Source organism: Roseibium polysiphoniae (assembly GCF_014842925.1).
Taxonomy (GTDB): Bacteria; Pseudomonadota; Alphaproteobacteria; order Rhizobiales; family Stappiaceae; genus Roseibium; species Roseibium polysiphoniae.
In genome coordinates this window covers 414,120-434,588 of sequence record NZ_JACYXJ010000001.1, presented here as the reverse complement: position 1 = coordinate 434,588, position 20,469 = coordinate 414,120, and the positions used below count along the sequence as shown (strand labels likewise).

The following is a 20,469-nucleotide window of genomic DNA, read 5'->3' as shown; positions in this document are numbered from 1 at the left end:
ATCCCAGGTGGCCGGTTTCGGCCACCTGTTAAGACGGAGCGGCCCCGCTCCATGTGTTTCCCCGGCTATCATGTGAGTCGGTTCCGGCCATGATGCGCCAATATGAACTCGTAGAACGGGTCACCCGATACAATCCCGACGCGGACGAAGGCCTTTTGAACAAGGCCTATGTTTACGCGATGCAAAAGCATGGCCCGCAGACGCGCGCCTCTGGCGACCCCTATTTTTCCCATCCTCTCGAAGTTGCTGCCATCCTCACCGATCTGCATCTGGATGACGCGACCATTGCCGTCGCGCTCCTGCATGACACCATCGAGGACACCGACGCAACGCGGACGGAAATCGACACCCTGTTTGGCGAGGAAATCGGCAAGCTCGTAGATGGGCTGACCAAGATCAAGCGACTTGATCTTGTCTCACGAAAGGCCAAGCAGGCCGAAAACTTCCGCAAGCTGCTCCTTGCGATCGCTGACGATGTCCGGGTTCTGTTGGTCAAGCTGGCCGACCGCCTGCACAACATGCGCACGCTCTACCACATGCCCGAGCACAAGCGTGGACGCATCGCCGAAGAGACGATGGAAATCTATGCGCCCCTGGCCGGACGCATGGGCATGCATGACATGCGCGAAGAGCTGGAGGACATTGCCTTCAAGACGCTCAATCCGGATGCCTATGAGACGATTTCCGAGCGGCTTGCAGAGCAACGGGAAGACAATGCCGAGCTGATCCTCGAGATCGAGCAAACGCTGACCGAGCGGCTCGCCGAAAGAGGCATGGCGGCGGTGGTCAAGGGCCGTGAAAAGCGGCCTTATTCAATTTTCCGCAAGATGCAGCAGAAGTCGCTCGGCTTCGAGCAGCTTTCCGATATCTACGGCTTTCGCGTTACGGTCGGAACGCTGGAAGCCTGCTATCGCGTCCTGGGTGTCATTCACACCACGTGGCCAACGGTTCCGGGCCGCTTCAAGGACTATATCTCGACGCCGAAACAGAACGACTATCGCTCGATCCATACGACCATCGTCGGACCGTCGCGCCAACGTGTCGAACTGCAGATCCGGACGATCACGATGGACCGTGTGGCGGAACTGGGCATTGCCGCCCATGCACTCTACAAGGACGGCGAGACCGGAGGCCGCAACATTGCGCGGCACACCGAGGATTGCCGCGCCTACGAATGGCTGCGCCGCACGATCGATTTGCTTGCCGAAGGCGATACGCCGGAAGAGTTCCTGGAAAACACCAAGCTTGAACTGTTCCACGACCAGGTTTTCTGCTTCACGCCGAAGGGGCGTCTGATCGCCCTGCCCCGTGGGGCCACGCCGATCGATTTCGCCTATGCCGTCCATACCGGCATCGGTAACACCTGCGTCGGCTGCAAGCTGAACGGCAAGATCATGCCGTTGGTGACAGAGCTGCGCAATGGCGACGAAGTGGAAATCATCCGCTCGAAGGCTCAGACCCCGCCCCCTGCATGGGAAGCCATTGCGATCACCGGCAAGGCACGTGCGGCGATCCGCCGGGCGACTAGGGAATCTGTTCGCACCCAATACGGCGCATTGGGCGAACACATACTAAAGCGCGCCTTTGCGCGCGCCGACAAAAGCTATTCCGAAGAGCTTCTCGAAACGGCACTTACCGAGCTCAACCAGGCCAGCATCGCAGACCTACTGGCCGCGGTCGGGCGCGGCGATGTCAGCGCTCAGTCCGTGCTGAAATCCGCCCATCCCGATTATCAGGATGACAGGGCCGCTCTGACCAGCCCCATGCCGGAAGAAGGCTGGTTCGGCCTGGAAAAGGGAGCCGGCCTCAAATTCCGTATTCCCGCCAATGAGCTGGACGAAGCAGTCAGGGATCACGTCGCCAAGAACGATGACCCTTATGGACCGGCCCTGCCAATCCGTGGGCTATCGGGCGACATTCCGGTCAGCTTCGCACCAAATGGCGGCGCGGTGCCAGGCGACCGCATTGTCGGCATCTTGACACCCTCTGAAGGGCTCACGATCTATCCGATACAATCGCCGGCGCTGAAGGAATTTGATGATCAGAGCGAACGTTGGGTCGACGTTCGGTGGGATATCGATGTAGACAACCCAGAACGTTTTCCGGCGCGGCTTTCGATTTCGGCAGTCAACGAACCGGGTTCTCTTGCGGCGATCGCGCAAACGATTGGCGAAAACAGCGGCAATATCGATAATGTGAAAATGGTGCGCAAAGCGCCAGATTTTCACCAGATGATCATTGATCTCGAAGTATGGGATCTGAAACACCTGAACCGGATCATCAATCAGCTCCGGTCAAGAGCCACAGTCTCCAGCGTTACGCGGGTGAACGGCTGAGGCAGGCAACCGGAGAGGAGCAGCCATATCATGACGCGCGACGAAGTCTTGCAACAGTTTCGAGAAGCCGGTGCCATCATGGAAGGCCATTTCATCCTGTCATCCGGCCTTCGCAGCCCGACCTTTCTGCAAAAGGCGCGCGTGTTCATGTATCCGGATCGGACGGAGATCCTCTGCAAGGCATTGGCCGAGAAGATCAAGGCCTCCGATCTGGGCCACATCGACTACATAATTTCTCCAGCAATGGGCGGGATCATTCCTGGCTATGAAACGGCCCGTCACATGGGCATTCCGGCCATGTGGGTGGAACGTGAGGGCGGTGAATTCCGGCTTCGCCGCTTCGAGCTGCCCAAGGGCGCCCGCGTGATTGTGGTTGAGGATATCGTTTCCACCGGCCTTTCCAGCCGGGAAACTGTTACATCACTTGAAGGCCTTGGTGCGAATGTCCTTGCTGTTGCCTGTCTGATTGATCGATCTGCGGGCGAAGCGGATGCAGGCGTGCCAATCATCGCCTTGGCGGACTACAAGGTTCCTGCTTATGAGGCTGACAAGCTGCCGCCGGAACTTGCGGCCATTCCGCCCGTAAAACCGGGAAGCCGCGGCCTCGCCTGACGGGCGGAGCGAGCAACTTTACACTGACGAGAAAGTAGCCGCAGACCAGATGCTGTTCCGACGTCGAAAAATCCCCACGAGAGTTGAACGCCTGCGGGTCGCCGTCTGGCCTCGGCACAGCTGGGTTCGCTCGACGCGCTATTACGGCAAACGGGTTCTCAGGCTGACAGCGACGCCCCATGCCATCGCCATCGGATTTGCTGCGGGAGCCTTCGCCTCTTTCACGCCGCTGATCGGCTTTCACTTTCTCTTGTCCTTCGCGCTCGCGTACGTTGTTCGCGGGAACCTGATCGCCGCCGCCCTTGGCACGTCCGTTGGCAATCCGCTGACGTTCCCGCTCATCTGGGCCTCAACGTTCAAGCTCGGCGGCTGGATCTTGAGAGGCAAAGCGCCAGCTCCCGGACATGTGGAAATTCACGAGCAGTTTCAGGCGCGCCTTTTGACCAAATCGGTGGATATGCTTCTGCCGATGCTCAAGCCCATGCTGGTCGGTGCAATACCGCTTGGACTGATTGTCGGCACCGTCAGCTATTTCATCGTCTTCAAGAGTGTCGAGGTCTATCAGAGGCGCCGCCGGCATTCCCTGGCGCGCAAACGCGGCCTGCTCTCCGACGACATGAACGGCGACATTGGCGAATAGGCACGCTATTTTCTTCAAGACACACGGAACCGCCCCATGATCCTTGGCATTGGCAGCGACCTGATAGACATCCGGCGGATTGAAAAGACGCTGACCCGCTTCGGTGAGCGCTTCACAAACCGCGTCTTTACAGAAGTTGAGCGGGCGAAATCCGACAGGCGCGCCGAGCGTGCAGCCTCCTACGCCAAACGATTTGCCGCCAAGGAAGCCTGTTCAAAAGCGCTCGGCACAGGGCTGAGAATGGGTATTGCCTGGCGCGAAATGGGAGTGGTCAACCTCCCCTCGGGCAAACCAACCGTCGCATTGACTGGCGGAGCGGCGGAGCGCCTGATAGCGATGACGCCGGAGGGCTTTGTTGCGCGTGTGGACCTGACGATCACGGATGATTTTCCGCTGGCGCAAGCCTTTGTCGTGATCACAGCATGGCCGGCCGACTGGCCTGAGGCGCCGAACCCGGACTGACCACGATGCCGCAGCGCATTGCCTCTGCCGTTGCAAGCAGATAAGAGTTTCGCGGGGCAATGATTAAGCCACTTCAGTTTGCGGCGGTTCTGCCGGCAAGCATCAGCCAAGGGACGACAAAAGCGTGACGGACACCAAGACGGACAAGGACGGCGGTCTCTACGAAACGGTCAAGATCATCGTACAGGCGCTGTTGCTGGCCCTGATCGTGCGAACCTTTTTGTTCCAGCCATTCAACATTCCTTCCGGTTCGATGAAGGATACCCTGCTGATCGGCGACTATCTCTTTGTCTCCAAGTTCAGCTACGGTTATTCGCGCTATTCGTTCCCTATGGGTCTTGGTCCGTTTTCAGGCCGGATCATGGGATCAGAGCCTGAGCGCGGCGATGTGGTGGTCTTCAAGTTGCCGAAAGACAACTCGACCGACTACATCAAGCGCGTCATCGGTCTGCCCGGAGACCGGGTTCAGGTCATCGACGGTGTCGTCCACATCAACGATCAGCCGGTGGAACGCGAACAGATCGACGACTACATCGAAGACACCGGCTTCGGCGTTCAGCGCGTCGCGCGGTACCGCGAGACCCTGCCCAACGGTGTAACCTACGATACGCTGGATCTGACCAGCCGCGGCACGTTGGACAACACGCGGGTCTATGAAGTTCCCGAAGGACACTACTTCATGATGGGCGACAACCGCGACAATTCCACCGACAGCCGGGTGCTCTCTGCTGTTGGCTACGTGCCGTTCGAGAACCTCGTCGGACGCGCTGAAATCCTGTTCTTCTCCGTGAAGGATGGCGAACCGGCCTGGATGGTGTGGAAATGGCCCTGGACAGTGCGTTGGGACCGAATTTTCAAGACGCTCTGACGCGAAAAAACAAACGCCAAGGACACCGCCATGCCGCGCGATGATACCGGCAAAGCCATGACCGAGCTGAAACAGCGCCTGGGGCATGACTTTGCGGACGACAAGCTTTTGACGGTTGCCCTGACCCATGCAAGCGCGCTCGATCCATCCGAAAGTGTGACGGGCAGCTATCAGCGGCTGGAATTTCTCGGTGACCGCGTCCTCGGGCTCGCTGTTGCGACGATGCTCAACGAGCACTTTCCAGATGCGGATGAAGGTGAGCTGGCGCGGCGCTTCAACCATATGGTCAAGCGCGAGACCTGCGCCGAAATAGCAGCCGAGCTGCGCATTGGCGAAGCCATGCGGATCGGCCACAGCGAGGCGCAGACCGGTGGACGCAAAAAGGCCGCTCTTCTGGCCGATATCTGCGAAGCGGTGATCGCTGCCATCTATCTCGACGGTGGGTTCGAAGCGGCTGAGCGTTTCATCCAGCGCCTTTGGGAGCCTCGTATGCTAACCTGGAGCGGTCCCTTGCGCGATGCAAAGACCACGCTTCAGGAATGGGCCCAATCGAGAGGGCTGCCGACACCGCGCTATGACGTTATCAGCCGCGACGGTCCGGACCATGCGCCGCGATTTATCGTTGGTGTTACAGTCCAAGGACTGGCCCAGGGCAGCGGCAAGGGCGGATCGAAGAGAATTGCAGAACAGAGTGCGGCGGAAGCCGTTTTGCGCCGGGAAGGCGTGTGGAACGAATAGGACCGGTCTTGAACCAGAACAACGACAACAATGACGGCGACTTCGACGAGGGTCATGACGATGACCTGCCGCAAAAGGCGCCCAGATTCGACATTCCCCTACCCGATCCGGACGTCGCGCCCATGCCTGACGACACGCGTGCGGGGCTCATTGCCCTGATCGGTGCGCCGAATGCCGGCAAGTCGACGCTGATCAATCAGCTCGTTGGCACAAAGATTTCGATCGTCACGCACAAAGTGCAAACGACACGAGCCATCGTGCGCGGTGTCGCGATGCACGGCAAGTCCCAGCTTGTTCTGGTCGACACGCCAGGCATCTTTCAACCCAAACGACGACTCGATCGCGCCATGGTCGACACGGCGTGGGGCGGCGCGCGTGATGCGGATGTCATCGCGCTGCTCATCGATGCGCGCAAAGGTATCGACGAAGAAGTCGAGGCCATCATGAAACGCCTTGAAGGCATCAAGACACCGAAGGTGCTGATCCTCAACAAGATCGATGTCGCAAAGCGCGAGAAGCTGCTCAAGGTGGCCCAGGCGGCCAATGACATCATCCGCTTCGATGAGACCTTCATGGTGTCGGCCCTGAATGGTGATGGCGCGGAAACCGTTCTGGATTATTTCGCCGAGCAGGTTCCCGAAGGCCCTTGGCTTTACCCGGAAGACCAGCCCTCCGACCTGCCGCTTCGTATTCTGGCAGCCGAGATCACGCGCGAGAAACTCTTCGAACGGCTGCACCAGGAACTGCCCTACATTTCGACCGTCGAAACCGAGAAGTGGGAAACCCGAAAGGATGGTTCTGCCCGGCTCGAGCAGACCATCTACGTCGAGCGGGACAGCCAGAAAAGCATCGTCCTTGGTCATCGCGGCCAGACGATCAAACAAATCTCGCAGTCGTCCCGTCACGAGATCTCCGAGATCATTGAAGCGCCGGTGCACCTGTTCCTTTTCGTCAAGGTGCGCGAGAATTGGGCCGACGATCCGGAGCGCTATCGTGAGATGGGGCTGGATTTCCCCAAATAGCGCCTAGCAGCACACGAATGCGGCCTGTTTTTGAGGCGCCTATGCTTGCCCTCGGCTAAGGTTACATCATGGAATGGACCGAAACCGGCATTGTGCTGAGCGCACGCAAACATGGCGAAGTCGACGTCATCCTTGAGGTGATGACCCAGGAGCGCGGTCGGCACCTCGGGCTGGTGCGTGGTGGCCGCTCGCGAAAGCACCGACCGGTCCTGCAGCCTGGCAATTCTGTTCAATTGAACTGGCGTGCCCGCCTGCCTGCCCATCTTGGGACTTTTTCTGCGGAACTCGTGCAGCCACGTGCCGCGACATTGATGGGCTCTTCGCTCGGGCTCAACGCCGTTCAACACCTGGCAACACTGGTTCGGCTTTTTCCAGAGCGCGATGCGCACCCTCAGATCTATAACGCGCTCGAGCTCGTTCTGGATCATCTGGATAGCCCCGAGATCGCCGGGCCACTTCTTGTCCGGTTTGAACTCGAACTCCTCAACGAACTCGGCTTCGGTCTCGACCTCACCTCCTGTGCGGCGACAGGGCAACAGGACGATCTGGCCTATGTCTCGCCCAAATCCTCTCGCGCTGTCAGTCGCGATGCAGGCAGGCCTTATCATGACAAGCTTTTGCCGCTGCCTGCCTTTCTGGTGGAGGGCCAGCGTCAGCAGGGCAGTGAAATCAGTTTCACGGACATTTCTGAGGGTTTTCGGCTGACATCGTTCTTTCTGGAGCGCGTCCGGCAGGCGTCTCAAAACAGTCCTTCGAACAGGCAACCTGTCGACCTGCGAGCGCCCATGCTCACGGCGCTGGAAAAGCAGTATCGCCAGAACCAGCCTTGGAATTTCATTGACTAGTCATGCAAAAAGGGGCTCAAGGCCCCTTCTCGCATTGACAAATTTTACGGAAATCTCAGCGGCCGACTGGCCGTTCGATGCTGCCGTTGCCGTAGATCTTGCGATACCCATCGCGGCCCTTGGGACCTTTGCTTCCAGCAACCGGGGCATCAATCGGTTTTTGTCCAACCTTGAGCAGGCGACCAGAGCGATCCGTACCGATGTTGATGAAACCCGGGTTCGACTTTTTCTGACTGGCGCCGGCAACCGGGGCATCAATTGAAGCGCCCGGCTTCAGGAAGATCAGATCGCCATGGCTGCGAGAGAGCGAGGTAAAGCCGGCACCCTGTGCAAAGACGCTTGCGGGAAGAACGACGATGGCTGCTGCGAGTGCTGCGGACTGAAGAATGAACTTGCGGGTCATGGACTTGCTCCTGTTTTTCGATGGTTCGATCACCGACCCTTGCCGGTAAACAGGAGATGGGAGGGGCCTCAATCACCTTCAAAACACATGAGTGTTGTCGTCGCGTGATGTCGATCAGGCCCTCAGAGGAACGGCCTCTGCGTCCTCCCCCTGGGCGAGGAAGTTCTTCACATCCTTTCCGGCGATTGGCCGGGAATAGTAATAGCCCTGGACCATGGACGCGCCGAGGCTCCTGACCACCTTGAGCTCTTCCTCTGTTTCCACGCCCTCGACGATACAGCCAATGCCCATGTCGCGGCTGAGGTTCAACAGCGACTTGACGATGCCGTATCCCGCAGATCCGGTGCAGATGTCACTCACGAACGAGCGGTCGATCTTGATCTTGTCGAGCGGAAAGCTGTGAAGGTGCTTGAGACTGGAATAGCCGGTGCCGAAATCATCCAGGGCGATCCGAACACCGATTGCCTTGAGCGCGGTGATCACACGCATGACATGCTCGAAATCCTGGATCATTGCCGTTTCGGTGAGTTCAAAATCGATCCTCTTCGGGTCGAAACCACTCTTGCGGATCTGGTCTGCAAGATGCGAGGCATGCTGGAGCGTCGCGACATTCTTGGCCGACAGGTTAAAACAGAGACGAATGTGCTCGGGCCAAGCCTTCGCTTCCGTCAACGCCTTTTGAAACAGGATCTCTGTCAGCTGGTCGATAAAGCCACACCGTTCCGCCACACCGATGAACACATCTGGCACGACTTCACCGAGGGTTGGGTGGTTCCATCTGGCCAGGGCTTCAAAGGCCAGGACCTCGTTGCTTTCAATCTGAACGATCGGCTGAAACGCGACCGAAATTTCATCGCAAAAGCCGGATGCATAAAAACCGCGCTCAATCTCGCGCGTCCTCAAGATTTCCTGCTTATGCTCTTCCCCAAACAGAAGAACCAGTCCGCCCTTCGCCCTTTTGGCCTGGTAGAGCGTGTAGTCAGCCATTTCGTAAAGCTTGTTGGCCGAAGCTTCGCCTTCGGACCGTCTTGCAAACCCGACCGAGCCCCGAATGCTTAACACGGTCTCTTCAAAGGTGAAGGGATCGCTCAGGAGGTCGCAGATACGCTGGCCGAGATCAAGCAAGCGCTCATCGTCATAATCACTTTGGATCATGATGCCGAATTCGTCGCCGCCCAGTCGCGACAGGAAAATATCGTCGTCAGAGATCGCCACGAGCCGGCTTCCCACTTCCTTCAGCAGGAAATCTCCAACCCGGTGACCGTAGATGTCATTGACCGACTTGAACCCATCAAGGTCCAGCAACCCGACCGCGAGCGGCTTCTCCCGATCCGTTTCGCTCTGCAAGATCTCTTCCAGCCGAGCAAAGAAACTACGGCGGTTCGGCAACCCCGTCAGACTGTCCAGATTGGCCAGACGATGGTTTTCATCGCTGAGCTTCTGCGTTTCCTCCTGACGCTGAACCAGCTCTTTCTGTTGCTTCAACAGCACCTTGCGGGAAACGATCAAGGCCTCAAAGTCCTTGTAGTTGATCCACAAGATGGCAAGCATCGCCATGGAAACCAGGAAGACATTGAGTGATTTGGCAGCGAATACAGAATTTCCCGAGATCAGAACGATAGCGATGAATGCACCATTGGCAATCAATGTGACACTGAAGGCCGCGGCGCGCACATGCATCAGGCAGAAGATGCAGCCGACGACCGTGATGCCGATGAAAAACGCGACATGGCTCTGGGCGAATGGATCGCCATAGGGAAACAGCAGCAGGCCCCAAAGACTGAAGCAAACCGCCAAGACCGATCCGAATGTGAACGTGCGCCGCAGGGCTTTGGCCGCGTCTTTTGGGCTTGGCTCATGATTGCGCGATTGCCACCAATAGACTGTTCGGACACCCGCAACGATGGTCAGCCCGACAGGCACATAGACGGTCAGATAGATCGGAGCTGTCTTGAAGAAGGTCGTGACCAAGGCCCATGCGTTGACCACAACAAGGAAGTAGAGAAGCGGAATCTGTCGGGAGTTCGCCCGGTGCTGGGCCAAAACAAGATCGTCGTTTATCCCTGCCGTCTTGAAAAGTCTGATAAAATCAAACGTCTTCACCTGAAATCCAATCTTCCCAAAATCAATCGATCCAAAATGAACGCTTGCCGCAGGCCCTCGCCTGCCGTCTCCGGATCGTCCAGAATCGCATTCTTACCTAACGGCATTTACAACGGCTTAATCCGAGCTTTCGGCGCCGTCAAAGAATACATTGTTTTGCGATGATGATTAATTCTACTTTGATGAAAGAAACTCACGGCTGCTTCATGCGCTATCTTCAACCCTTAGCATTTACTCAACCGCGTATTTCACGCCTCTCCCAACGGTGCAAAACGGTGAAAAACTGCCGATTATGAGCGCATTTTCGTTCGGGCTGATTGTACGGAACGTCCAGACCGGCTACCTGATTATTCATGGGTAATGAGCTGATTCCGCCGGATGGCGTTGAGGGAATTGATCTTCGCGAAGCGCTGGAAGAGCGCTACCTCGCCTATGCGCTGTCGACCATCATGCACCGGGCACTTCCGGACGTGCGCGATGGGCTCAAACCCGTGCATCGCCGCCTTCTCTACGCCATGCGCCTCCTGAAGCTAGACCCAGGCTCCGGCTTTAAGAAATGTGCGCGCGTCGTCGGTGACGTGATCGGTAAGTACCATCCCCATGGCGACCAGGCGGTATATGACGCCCTTGTTCGTCTGGCTCAGGATTTCGCGCAGCGCTACCCTTTGATCGAAGGCCAGGGCAACTTCGGAAATGTGGACGGCGATGGCGCTGCCGCCATGCGTTACACCGAAGCGCGCATGACCGATACCGCCAAGCGCCTGCTTGCAGGGCTGGACGAGGACGCGGTCGATTTCCGGGAGACCTACGACGGCGAGGACAAGGAGCCCATCGTTCTGCCGGCCGGTTTCCCGAACCTTCTGGCCAACGGCTCCTCAGGCATCGCCGTCGGCATGGCGACCTCGATCCCGCCGCATAACGCTTATGAATTGTGCCAGGCGTCGCAGCACCTGATCAAGAACCCGAACTGCGAGGCAGAGGAGCTGCTGCAGTTCATCCAGGGGCCGGACTTTCCGACCGGCGGCTTGTTGGTGACCGATCAAGGCGCGACGCGCGAGGCCTATCTGACCGGCCGCGGCAGTTTCCGCGTTCGGTCGCGATGGGAACGCGAGGAGCTGGACCGCGGACAGTGGCAGATCGTTGTCACCGAGATCCCCTACCAGGTTCAAAAGTCGCGCCTGATCGAAAAGATAGCCGAGCTTTTGATCGCCAAGAAGCTGCCACTTCTCGATGACATTCGCGATGAAAGTGCGGAAGACGTTCGGGTTGTGCTCGTGCCCAGGTCGCGGAACGTCGATCCAGCGATCTTGATGGAATCACTGTTCAAGCTGACCGACCTTGAAAACCGGTTCTCGTTGAACATGAATGTCCTGTCCCAGGGCAAGGTTCCCATGGTCATGGGCGTCAAGCAGGTGCTGCGCGAATGGCTCGATCACCGTAAGGAAGTGCTGGTTCGACGGTCTGAGTACCGTCTGGCTCAGATCAATCACAGGCTCGAAGTTCTCGAAGGCTATCTTGTTGCCTATCTGAACCTCGATGAAGTGATCCGCATCATCCGCGAGGAAGATGATGCCAAGGGCACCTTGATCAAGACCTTTGAACTGACCGATGTTCAGGCTGAAGCCATCTTGAACATGCGACTGAGGTCGTTGCGCAAGCTCGAAGAACTCGAGATCCGCAAGGAACACGACAAGCTTTCCGCGGAAAAAGACGGACTGATCAAGCTGCTCGGATCCGATGCGCGCCAATGGACGAACATCAGCAAGGAAATTGGTGAGATCTCCAAAGCCTACGGCCCCGAGACCGACATCGGCAAACGCCGAACCGGATTTGCGGATGCGCCAGAGCATGACATCGTCGACATACAACAGGCGATGATCGAAAAAGAGCCGATTACAGTGATCGTTTCGGAAAAAGGCTGGATCCGTGCCCTGAAGGGACATCAGGCGGAGCTCGGGAACCTGTCCTTCAAGCAAGGCGACAAGTTGAAGCTGTCGTTCCATGCCGAGACGACAGACAAGATCCTGCTCTTTTCCACCGGCGGCAAGTTCTTCACGCTTGGTGCCGACCGGCTGCCGGGCGGGCGCGGGCACGGCGAACCGATCCGCCTCATGGTCGAGATGGACGAGGCCCAGGACATTATCAGCGCCTTTGTGCACAAACCGGGACGCAAGCTCTTGCTGGCAAGCAATGAAGCACGCGGCTTTGTCGTTCTGGAAGACGACCTGATTGCCAACACGCGCAAGGGAAAGCAGGCTCTGAACCTCACCGCGCCGGCCGAAGCGACGCTTTGTGTCGAGGCCAGCGGGGACCAGGTGGCCGTTATTGGTCAGAATCGCAAGTTGCTGATCTTCCCGCTGTCTCAGATCACGCAGATGACGCGCGGCCGCGGTGTGCGTCTGCAAAGATATCGCGACGGCGATCTGTCGGATATTCGCACCTTCAAGGGCGATGATGGTCTGACCTGGATGGACGCTTCCGGGCGCAGCTTCAACCGCTCCCTGGAGGAATTGGCCGAATGGTGCGGCGAACGCGGCCAGGCTGGGCGCCTGCCGCCGTCCGGTTTCCCGAGATCCAACAAATTCGGAACGCCTGGCCTTTAATGAGCGCCAGTCGTTTCTGCCTCGGCATATTGGCAGAGCCGGATGTCACGAATTTTCCTCGACGCGGCCACCGGGCCAAGTCATCCTGATGAAAAGAGAATCCATTTCGTCGGGGGAGCAAATGATCCGCAGTTTTGCCTTTAATACCAGCGCCAGAATTTTGTTTGAAAATGGCGCTGCCTCGCGGATCAGCACTTCAGGCGCGCCTTTTCTCGGCCCCCGGCCCTTCATCGTCACTGACAAAGGCATCATTGCGGCTGGGCTGCTGGAGGAGACGATTGCCGACCTTTGCGAGAGCGGCCATTCCCTTGAGCTTTTCACTGCGGTGACGGCCGATCCGGCGCGTGCTCTTGTGGATCAGGCCGTGGAGGCCGCGCGACATCACGAGGCGACTTCGATCATCGGTTTTGGCGGCGGATCGTCGCTGGACGTCGCCAAGCTCGTAGCGCTGCTTCTTGGCAGTGATGAAGACCTGGACGAGGCTTGGGGTGTTGGCAACGCAAAAGGCCCACGCCTGCCGCTCATTCTCGTTCCGACAACGGCGGGAACGGGGTCTGAAGTCACACCAATTTCGATTATCACGGTCGAAGACGATGAAAAGCGCGGGGTTGTCTCGCCCGTTATCTTGCCCGACCTGGCCGTTCTTGACCCCCAACTCACCATTGGCTTGCCCGCGCATGTCACAGCAGCAACGGGCATCGACGCCATGGTCCACGCAATCGAGGCCTATAGCTCCACCAGTGACAACAACAACCCGGTGTCCAAGGCACTTGCTGTCGAGGCACTGAAACTTCTCGGCGCGAACATAGAATCCGCCGTGTTTGAGCCACGCAACGAGGCCGCCCGCGGCGCGATGTTGCTGGGCTCCATGCTCGCAGGGATGGCCTTTGCCAATTCCCCGGTTGCGGCAGTTCACGCCCTCGCCTACCCAATCGGCGGCACGTTTCATGTGGCCCATGGACTGTCCAATGCTCTGGTTTTGCCGCATGTTCTTCGCTTCAATGCGATCAAGGCTGCCGACGCATACTCCGATCTTGCGCCGCGCGTCTTTCCGGAACTGGCCATGCTGAACGACAAGCAGGACCGCGCAGCGGCTTTCGCGGATGAACTGGGGCGTATGACCGAACGGCTGGGCCTGCAAACGACGCTTAGAGAGGTCGGCATCCGTTCTGAGGATCTGCCGAAGATGGCAAGAGACGCGATGAAGCAAACACGGCTCTTGATCAACAATCCACGGCCCCTTTCAGAAGCGGATGCCCTTGCGATCTACGAGGCGGCGCTTTGAGCGTGCGACCCACACCTGCCGCCAGAAACAGCTTCGCGGAATTTCGTCAAATCGCCACGCGCTGGATGGATGTGGATATCTACGGGCACGTCAACAACGTACAGTATCTGAGCTTCTTCGATACGGCTGTAAACGGTTGGTATGTCGACAAGGGATTGATCGATCCAGCGCGTTCACGCAACATTTTCCTGGTTGTCGAGACCGGGTGCCACTACTTTGCAGAACTGAAGTTCCCTGAAACGATCGATACAGGCATCAAGGTTTCAAAACTTGGTTCATCGTCAGTGGTTTACGAGATTGCCTTGTTCAAGGAAGGCGAAGCTGAAGCAGCCGCTCAAGGACGTTTCGTTCATGTGCTTGTCGACCGAGAAACCCGCCGACCAGCCCGCATCCCCGACGCCATGCGCGAGGTTTTGATGGGCCTGAGCGCCACGACATAACGAGAGGCTGGAGCGTGGACAGCCCGCGGTAAAACCCACAGGTTATCCACAGACTGCACACAGGTTATCGGTAGTTTTTCATAATCCTGGATTTCTCACGGTCCCAGTCGCGTTTTTTCTCGGTTTCGCGCTTGTCATGGACCTTTTTGCCGCGCGCCAACGCGATCTCGAGCTTCGCCCTGCCCTGCTCGTTGAAGTAGAGCTTGAGCGGAACGATGGTCTTGCCTTCCTTTTGCACGGCACCGGCAAGCTTGCCGATCTCACGCTTATGCAGCAGGAGCTTTCTTGGGCGCCGCGGCTCGTGATTGAACCGGTTTCCCTGAAGATATTCGGGGATGTAAACGTTGTAGATCCAGATCTCGCCGTTGTGCTCGGCCGCGTAGGATTCGCCGATGTTCGCCTTGCCGGTGCGCAAGGATTTCACCTCGGTTCCCTTCAGCTCGATACCGGCTTCCACAGTGTCTTCAATTTCAAAGTTGAAACGGGCCTTCCTGTTGTCGGAGATGATCGTCCGACCGGGAGGACCTCCGTGTTTGGGGGCCATTTTCTTCTTGTCCTTGTCACCTGGAACCCGGCGTGGTCGCCGGGTTCCGTCGCCTTTTTAAGGCTCGTTAGTTGATCAGGCCGGCATGTACCATGGCCGAACGGATCTCGACCTGTGTCTCCTCAGACACGGGCACCAGCGGCAAGCGAACATTGTTGTCCAGCTTGCCCAGCAGCGACAGCGCATATTTTGCACCGGTCGGGTTCGGTTCAATGAACAGAGCCTGATGCAGTGGCGCCAACCGGTCCTGAATCGAGATGGCGGTTGCGTAGTCGCCAGCCTGACAGGCAGCCTGGAACTCTGAACACAGCTTCGGTGCGACATTCGCTGTTACCGAGATGCAACCGGTTCCACCATGCGCATTGAAGCCAAGCGCAGTGATATCCTCGCCGGAGAGCTGAACAAAGTCAGGACCACACAGGTGGCGCTGCTGGCTCGCCTTTGCAAGGTTCGCGGTCGCATCTTTCACACCGGCAATATTTTTGCAGGTCTTGAAAAGCTCAGCCATTGTTTCCGGGGTCATGTCGATCACGGAGCGACCAGGGATGTTGTAAATATAGATCGGGATTCCGACCGCTTCATCAATCGCCCGGAAATGCGCCTTCAAACCAGCCTGGTTTGGCTTGTTGTAATAAGGCGTGACGATCAGCAGCGCGTCCGCACCCGCCTTTTCAGCAAAGTTTGCAAGATCAATTGCTTCGGCCGTGTTGTTAGACCCGGCACCAGCCATCACCGGAACGCGTCCGCCGGCGGCCTCGATGCAAAGCTCAACCAGCCGCTTGTGCTCATCATGACTGAGCGTCGGGCTTTCACCGGTCGTGCCCACAGGCACGAGGCCGTTGCTACCCTGTTTTATCTGCCAATCGACAAAGTCCTGAAACCGTTTCTCATCAAGCGCCCCGTCCTTGAACGGTGTGATCAGCGCTGGAATCGATCCCTTGAACATTTCGGTTTCCTCTATCGGTTTGGCAGTCAATATCAGGCCGCGCCTGAATGGATCGGCACCATAGTCGTCTGCCGGTTTCGGGGCAATCCCAAACCCTTTAGCCCGCTGAGTATCTTGCGCTTTTGCCGCATCAGTGACCTTGCGGATCTGGCTATCTGGTCGCAGCTCTCCTACCATTTGCTCAAACGGAAAAATACCGAGAGGAAAACAGGCCATGGAGAACAACCACACTAGCGAATCCGCGGCACGTGCCGGCCCGGCGACATGCCCGGAACCGATCACTTTCCGCTGGAAGAGCCATGACGGGCTGAACCTTCATGGTGTCGATTGGCAGCCGGATCCTTCAGTCGCAGCGGACTTTCCGCCGATCCTCTGTCTTCCGGGACTGTCCCGCAACACAAAGGACTTTCGCGAAATCGCCCAGTTCCTCCAGCGCCAGGGACTGAGGGTCATTGCGCTTGACTACCGGGGGCGCGGGCAAAGCGACTGGGATCCGGAATGGCACAATTACGCAATCCCCATCGAGGGCCACGATATTGATGCGGCCATCAATCACCTTGATCTGCAACGCTTCTCGATCCTCGGCACCTCCCGCGGCGGAATTCATGCCATGGCAATGGCCGAGAGATTTGGCCCCGATCGGATTGCCGCGATCGCGCTCAACGACATCGGCCCTCATATCGAGATGAAGGCCATCCATCGGATCGCCGCGACGCTCGGCAAAACCATGAGCTTTCCCAGCAAGGCCGTCTGCGGCGAAAGGTTGAAGAGCCTTCTTGGTCAGCAGTTTCCCAAGCTGTCGCGCGACAACTGGATCCATCTCGCCGAGCAACTCGGCGCGGAAACACCCGGTGATTTCCGGCTGGAATATGACCCTGCGCTCGGCAAGACATTGGCCCTAAACGATGAAGCGGCGCCGATTCCGGATCTTTGGCCCTTGTTCGAGACGATCGCGCCGATACCCGTGCTCGTTTTGCGCGGTGAACACTCTGATCTTCTGAGCAAAGAAACCTGTCAGAAGATGGCCGGAGTGCACCCCGGCACCGAGTGTTTGACGGTCCCCGACGAAGGTCACGCTCCGCTGCTGTGGGATGAGCCGACGCAGAGCCGGATTCTTCAATTTCTCGCAAGGCACTCTTAGGCGGCCTTTTCGAAGCACTGCTTTTCCGAAGGCTTTCCGGAAGCTGCCCACGCCGAAAACAATCAAAAGAAATCAAATCGAAAAAGCAAAAAGCCCGGCGTTGCCGCCGGGCTTTTCTTCAATCCTAGGAAAGGATCGAATTAGAACGTGCGCTGTACGCGGAAACCAGCGAGGATCTCGTCCTGGTCGCCGGCACCGTCAACGTCGGTGTTCGCATAGCCCATGTCGACACCGAGCGTGAGGCCGGAAACCGGCGTCCAAGCAACAGAACCGTCGATTGCCCAACGAGTCACGTCAGTGGTAGAGTTGCCGAGGTCAACGTCCATGTAGGAACCGTCGAGAGCGAGACCAACGGTCGAAGTTGCCTGGTGGTAGACACCAGCAGACAGAGAGTAACCAGTGGAGGTGTCGCCGTTTGGAGCGGCGTCATAGACAGACTGGCCGTTGTAGGAGTCGCTAGAACCGATGTAAGCCAGAGCGCCATCAGCATACTGAGCCTGGAACGCAATGTTGGAACCGGAAGCAAGCATAGGCAGATCGATGATCACACCACCACCGATGGCCCAACCAAGAGCGCCGTCGTCAGAAGCACTTGCCGGACGAACGTTGTGGAGAGCAGCCATGATCTGTGCTGAACCCCAACCCTGGTCAACGCGCAAGTTAGCGACGAAGTCAGGAATCTTGTGGCCAGCGTAGTCACCAACTTCACGGAAGGTTCCGTCTTCAACGGAGAGAGTTGCAGAGAAACCGTTACCGAAGGCTGCGGTGTAAGCAGCAAGATCGGTGGTCACATCAGACCAGTTACGAGTGACAACACCCTGGTTGGCCTGGCCGGTGAAGAAGTCGAAGAACGAAGTTGCGTGACCGAAAGTCAGGCCGCCCCACTGGATGTAGGCTTTGCCGAGCTTGGCATCATCATCAGATTCAATTTCATACTCGATGAATGCGCGCAGCAGACCGAATTCGGTGTTTGTTCGAGCGTCGAGGTACAGGTAGCCCTCTGCATTGAAGTCGAGAGCTTCATCGCGACCGCCCCAAGTGCCGTCATCGGCGAAGTTGTTGGCGACGTAGTTAGCACGAACACGACCACCTACACGCAGGCAAGTTTCGGTGCCCGGGATGTAGTAGAAGCGAGCGCCGTAAGCGTCACAGACGCGAACGTAGTCAACTGGCTCCGGAGCAACCGGAAGATCGGCAGCCTGGGCGCCGGTGGCAGCAGCTGCAGCAGCAGCGCCGAGCATAAGGCTCTTAAAGTTCATTTCTGACCTCCAAATCAGTCATGTTAATGACGACTTGCCTCATTGAGGCTGGGCATCTGCCGCTAGTCATCTAATCCCCGCGAAAATCTCTGGAGATGCCCTGACCCGAATGTTGGATATCCGGAAGTGCAAACCAGTGCGGCCCGAAAGCCGCTCGCAAAATGACCATACGCATCGGGATTGGAGTCGCAACAACGAAAAGCCGAACAGACCCGCCACGGCTTTGTTTCAAATTCCGGTGTTGCGTGAATGACACAGATTTGGCGTTCGCAGTAAGGTTTCGTTAGGAAAGAAGACCCGCCTAAAGCGAAAATCACCGCATTTTCAGTTCTCAACGCTCCCCGCACGATCGTATCAACCGGCTCAAAGCGCGTTCTGATTCCCCCTTTAGAACGGGGACAGCCCGGCAGGGTGGAATCTGCCGGGCTGCATGACTGACCGGAGATCAGAAGATCAACTGGCCAGGATTTTTAGGATCCTGAGATCAGAACGTGCGCTGAACGCGGAAACCAGCAAGGATCTCGTCCTGATCGGCATCATCGACTTCGGTGCTCGCGTAACCAACATCAACACCAAGCGCCAGACCGGAAACCGGAGCCCACTGAACGGAGCCGTCGATTGCGTAGCGCGTCACGTCGGTTTCATCGCCAAGCTCGAGATCCATGTAGGAGCCATCAAGCGCCAGACCAATGGTCGATGTTGCCTGGTGGTAGACACCGCCGCCAATTGAGAAGCCGGTGGACGTGTCACCATCAGCTGCATAGTCGGAATAATCCGAATCCGCACCGATGTAGGCCAGTGCGCCATCAACATAAGTTGCCTGGAACGCGATGTTGGAACCGGAGGAAAGCATCGGCAGGTCGATGGTCACACCACCACCGATTGCCCAACCAACGGAACCGTCAACCGATGCATCCTCGGGGCGAACATTATGGATCGCGCCCATCACCTGAGCGTTACCCCACCCTTGATCGACACGCAGGTTTGCAACAACGTCCGGGAACTTCGAGCCGGCATAGTCGCCATTTTCCCGGCTAGTGCCATCTTCAATAGAGAGCGTTGCGGAGAAACCATTACCGAATGCAGCGGTGTAAGCAGCAAGGTTTACCGTGGTGTCGGACCAGTTGCGACCAACGACACCGATGAAAGCCTGACCGGTGAAGTAGTCAAAGAAAGACGTCGCGTGGCCGAAGGTGAAGCCGCCCCACTGAACGTAGGCCTTGCCAAGCGAGAAACTTTCGCCGCCGTTGGTGTTGGTACCGTAGATCTCTGTGAAGGTACGCAGCAGACCGAACTCGGTGTTGGTGCGGCTATCGAGATAAAGGTATCCGCGAGCATAAAAGTCGTAACCGTCTTCTGAACGATCGCCCCAATCGCCGTCGTCCGCGAAGTTGTTGGCAACGTACTGAACACGAACGCGGCCACCTACGCGCAGGCAGGTTTCGGTGCCCGGGATGTAATAGAAGCGCGAACCGTAAGCGTCACAGACGCGAACGTAGTCGACGGGCTCCGGAGCGACCGGAAGGTCGGCAGCCTGGGCGCCGGTGGCAGCAGCTGCAGCAGCAGCGCCGAGCATAAGGCTCTTAAAGTTCATTTCTGACCTCATAGATCTCTTCTGGTCCAGCAAGCCGCTTATCGGCAAGCTTCGCCAATTCGTAATTCACGCGGCCCATACATTACTATTTGTAATTCTAAGGTTTGCAGGACCCGCCGTTCACGAAATGAAAAAACCACAGCGAGACTCGATCACGCAAGACAGATTGTAATTACACTGCTCTGTTTAGTTTTTGTGTGCTATTTTTGCAATATATTGTTTTTGCTGTTTATTTTATCTCGATGAAGAAATCCATTGAACATCACTGGAATAGATCAGAAGAGGACACCCTCCACATCACCTTCGCACCCAGAAACTCTCTCGACCCGACAGAGGATTTTTTTCTCGCAAAATTACATATTTTTGTTATTTAAAATTACACTATTACGTTTACTTATCACTTTTTTCGTGAGCAAATTACACTAATGAGTATAGTTTGCATTTAAGGTGTTTATCTTCACTTTCAAGAGATGAAACAGGTCTCTTGAAAACACCGAATACGAGCCTGAAAAGACAAGGCCACAGGCTTCAAAACGGAAGTTTCCGAACGGTAATTGCAGAAGTGTCGAATCGGACAGCTCAGCGAGGGATACCTTCCCCGCCCCTAAGCCCTACAAGCCCATCATTT

Annotated in this window: 18 protein-coding genes; 12 read left to right on the top strand and 6 right to left on the bottom strand. The window is 57.1% G+C overall.

The features are described 5' to 3' along the window. Positions 1 to 89: 89 nt before the first annotated feature. From IG617_RS02045 to recO, 8 genes are all read left to right on the top strand, one after another. Complete coding sequence (locus tag IG617_RS02045) at positions 90 to 2,336, top strand: RelA/SpoT family protein (protein WP_192106849.1); 2,247 nt, start codon at positions 90 to 92, stop codon at positions 2,334 to 2,336. A 30-nt stretch (positions 2,337 to 2,366) separates the two neighbouring features. Beyond that, a complete protein-coding gene (gene pyrE / locus IG617_RS02040; RefSeq protein WP_192106848.1) occupies positions 2,367 to 2,948 on the top strand; it encodes an orotate phosphoribosyltransferase in 582 nt (193 codons plus the stop codon). Positions 2,949 to 2,997: 49 nt separating this feature from the next. Then, the gene (locus tag IG617_RS02035; protein WP_192106847.1) at positions 2,998 to 3,588 is read left to right on the top strand and encodes a DUF2062 domain-containing protein; all 591 of its coding nucleotides are present in this window, start codon (positions 2,998 to 3,000) and stop codon (positions 3,586 to 3,588) included. A 36-nt stretch (positions 3,589 to 3,624) separates the two neighbouring features. Beyond that, complete coding sequence (gene acpS, locus IG617_RS02030; RefSeq protein ID WP_192106846.1) at positions 3,625 to 4,050, top strand: holo-ACP synthase; 426 nt, start codon at positions 3,625 to 3,627, stop codon at positions 4,048 to 4,050. Positions 4,051 to 4,174: 124 nt separating this feature from the next. Beyond that, on the top strand, positions 4,175 to 4,918 hold the full coding sequence (lepB, locus tag IG617_RS02025) for a signal peptidase I (RefSeq protein ID WP_192106845.1): 744 nt from the start codon (positions 4,175 to 4,177) through the stop codon (positions 4,916 to 4,918). 30 nt (positions 4,919 to 4,948) lie between these two features. Then, a complete protein-coding gene (gene rnc / locus IG617_RS02020; protein WP_192106844.1) occupies positions 4,949 to 5,656 on the top strand; it encodes a ribonuclease III in 708 nt (235 codons plus the stop codon). A 122-nt stretch (positions 5,657 to 5,778) separates the two neighbouring features. Continuing rightward, on the top strand, positions 5,779 to 6,678 hold the full coding sequence (gene era, locus IG617_RS02015) for a GTPase Era (RefSeq protein WP_192107374.1): 900 nt from the start codon (positions 5,779 to 5,781) through the stop codon (positions 6,676 to 6,678). A 68-nt stretch (positions 6,679 to 6,746) separates the two neighbouring features. Continuing rightward, a complete protein-coding gene (gene recO, locus IG617_RS02010) occupies positions 6,747 to 7,523 on the top strand; it encodes a DNA repair protein RecO (RefSeq protein ID WP_192106843.1) in 777 nt (258 codons plus the stop codon). Between the two features lie 55 nt (positions 7,524 to 7,578). Here the strand turns inward: recO and IG617_RS02005 are convergent, their stop codons facing one another. Next, positions 7,579 to 7,926, bottom strand: a complete 348-nt coding sequence (locus tag IG617_RS02005; protein ID WP_192106841.1) for a hypothetical protein — start codon at positions 7,924 to 7,926, stop codon at positions 7,579 to 7,581. A 114-nt stretch (positions 7,927 to 8,040) separates the two neighbouring features. Next, positions 8,041 to 10,029, bottom strand: coding sequence for a putative bifunctional diguanylate cyclase/phosphodiesterase (locus IG617_RS02000; RefSeq protein ID WP_338109927.1), 1,989 nt, complete (start codon positions 10,027 to 10,029; stop codon positions 8,041 to 8,043). Positions 10,030 to 10,382: 353 nt separating this feature from the next. Between IG617_RS02000 and parC the strand changes: the two genes are divergently transcribed. The 3 genes from parC (at position 10,383) to IG617_RS01985 (ending at position 14,357) form a co-directional block, all read left to right on the top strand. Beyond that, entirely contained in the window at positions 10,383 to 12,632 is a 2,250-nt protein-coding gene (gene parC, locus IG617_RS01995; RefSeq protein WP_192106840.1) for a DNA topoisomerase IV subunit A, read from the top strand. Positions 12,633 to 12,756: 124 nt separating this feature from the next. After that, on the top strand, positions 12,757 to 13,917 hold the full coding sequence (locus tag IG617_RS01990) for an iron-containing alcohol dehydrogenase (RefSeq protein WP_338109935.1): 1,161 nt from the start codon (positions 12,757 to 12,759) through the stop codon (positions 13,915 to 13,917). Then, the gene (locus IG617_RS01985) at positions 13,914 to 14,357 is read left to right on the top strand and encodes an acyl-CoA thioesterase (protein WP_192106838.1); all 444 of its coding nucleotides are present in this window, start codon (positions 13,914 to 13,916) and stop codon (positions 14,355 to 14,357) included. Before IG617_RS01990 ends, IG617_RS01985 begins: the two co-directional genes overlap by 4 nt. Before the next feature lie 64 nt (positions 14,358 to 14,421). Here IG617_RS01985 and smpB read toward each other — a convergent pair whose 3' ends face one another. Next, positions 14,422 to 14,901: an SsrA-binding protein SmpB gene (smpB, locus tag IG617_RS01980; RefSeq protein WP_192106837.1), complete on the bottom strand. Its 480-nt coding sequence runs from the start codon at positions 14,899 to 14,901 to the stop codon at positions 14,422 to 14,424. A 67-nt stretch (positions 14,902 to 14,968) separates the two neighbouring features. After that, positions 14,969 to 15,847, bottom strand: coding sequence for a 4-hydroxy-tetrahydrodipicolinate synthase (dapA, locus tag IG617_RS01975; RefSeq protein WP_192106836.1), 879 nt, complete (start codon positions 15,845 to 15,847; stop codon positions 14,969 to 14,971). A gap of 214 nt (positions 15,848 to 16,061) precedes the next feature. On the opposite strand from dapA, the gene IG617_RS01970 reads away from it, so the two are divergent. Next, positions 16,062 to 16,988, top strand: coding sequence for an alpha/beta fold hydrolase (locus IG617_RS01970; RefSeq protein WP_192106835.1), 927 nt, complete (start codon positions 16,062 to 16,064; stop codon positions 16,986 to 16,988). A gap of 140 nt (positions 16,989 to 17,128) precedes the next feature. Here the strand turns inward: IG617_RS01970 and IG617_RS01965 are convergent, their stop codons facing one another. Beyond that, on the bottom strand, positions 17,129 to 18,247 hold the full coding sequence (locus tag IG617_RS01965) for a porin (protein WP_192106834.1): 1,119 nt from the start codon (positions 18,245 to 18,247) through the stop codon (positions 17,129 to 17,131). 484 nt (positions 18,248 to 18,731) lie between these two features. Continuing rightward, positions 18,732 to 19,841, bottom strand: coding sequence for a porin (locus tag IG617_RS01960; protein WP_192106832.1), 1,110 nt, complete (start codon positions 19,839 to 19,841; stop codon positions 18,732 to 18,734). Positions 19,842 to 20,469: the final 628 nt, after the last annotated feature.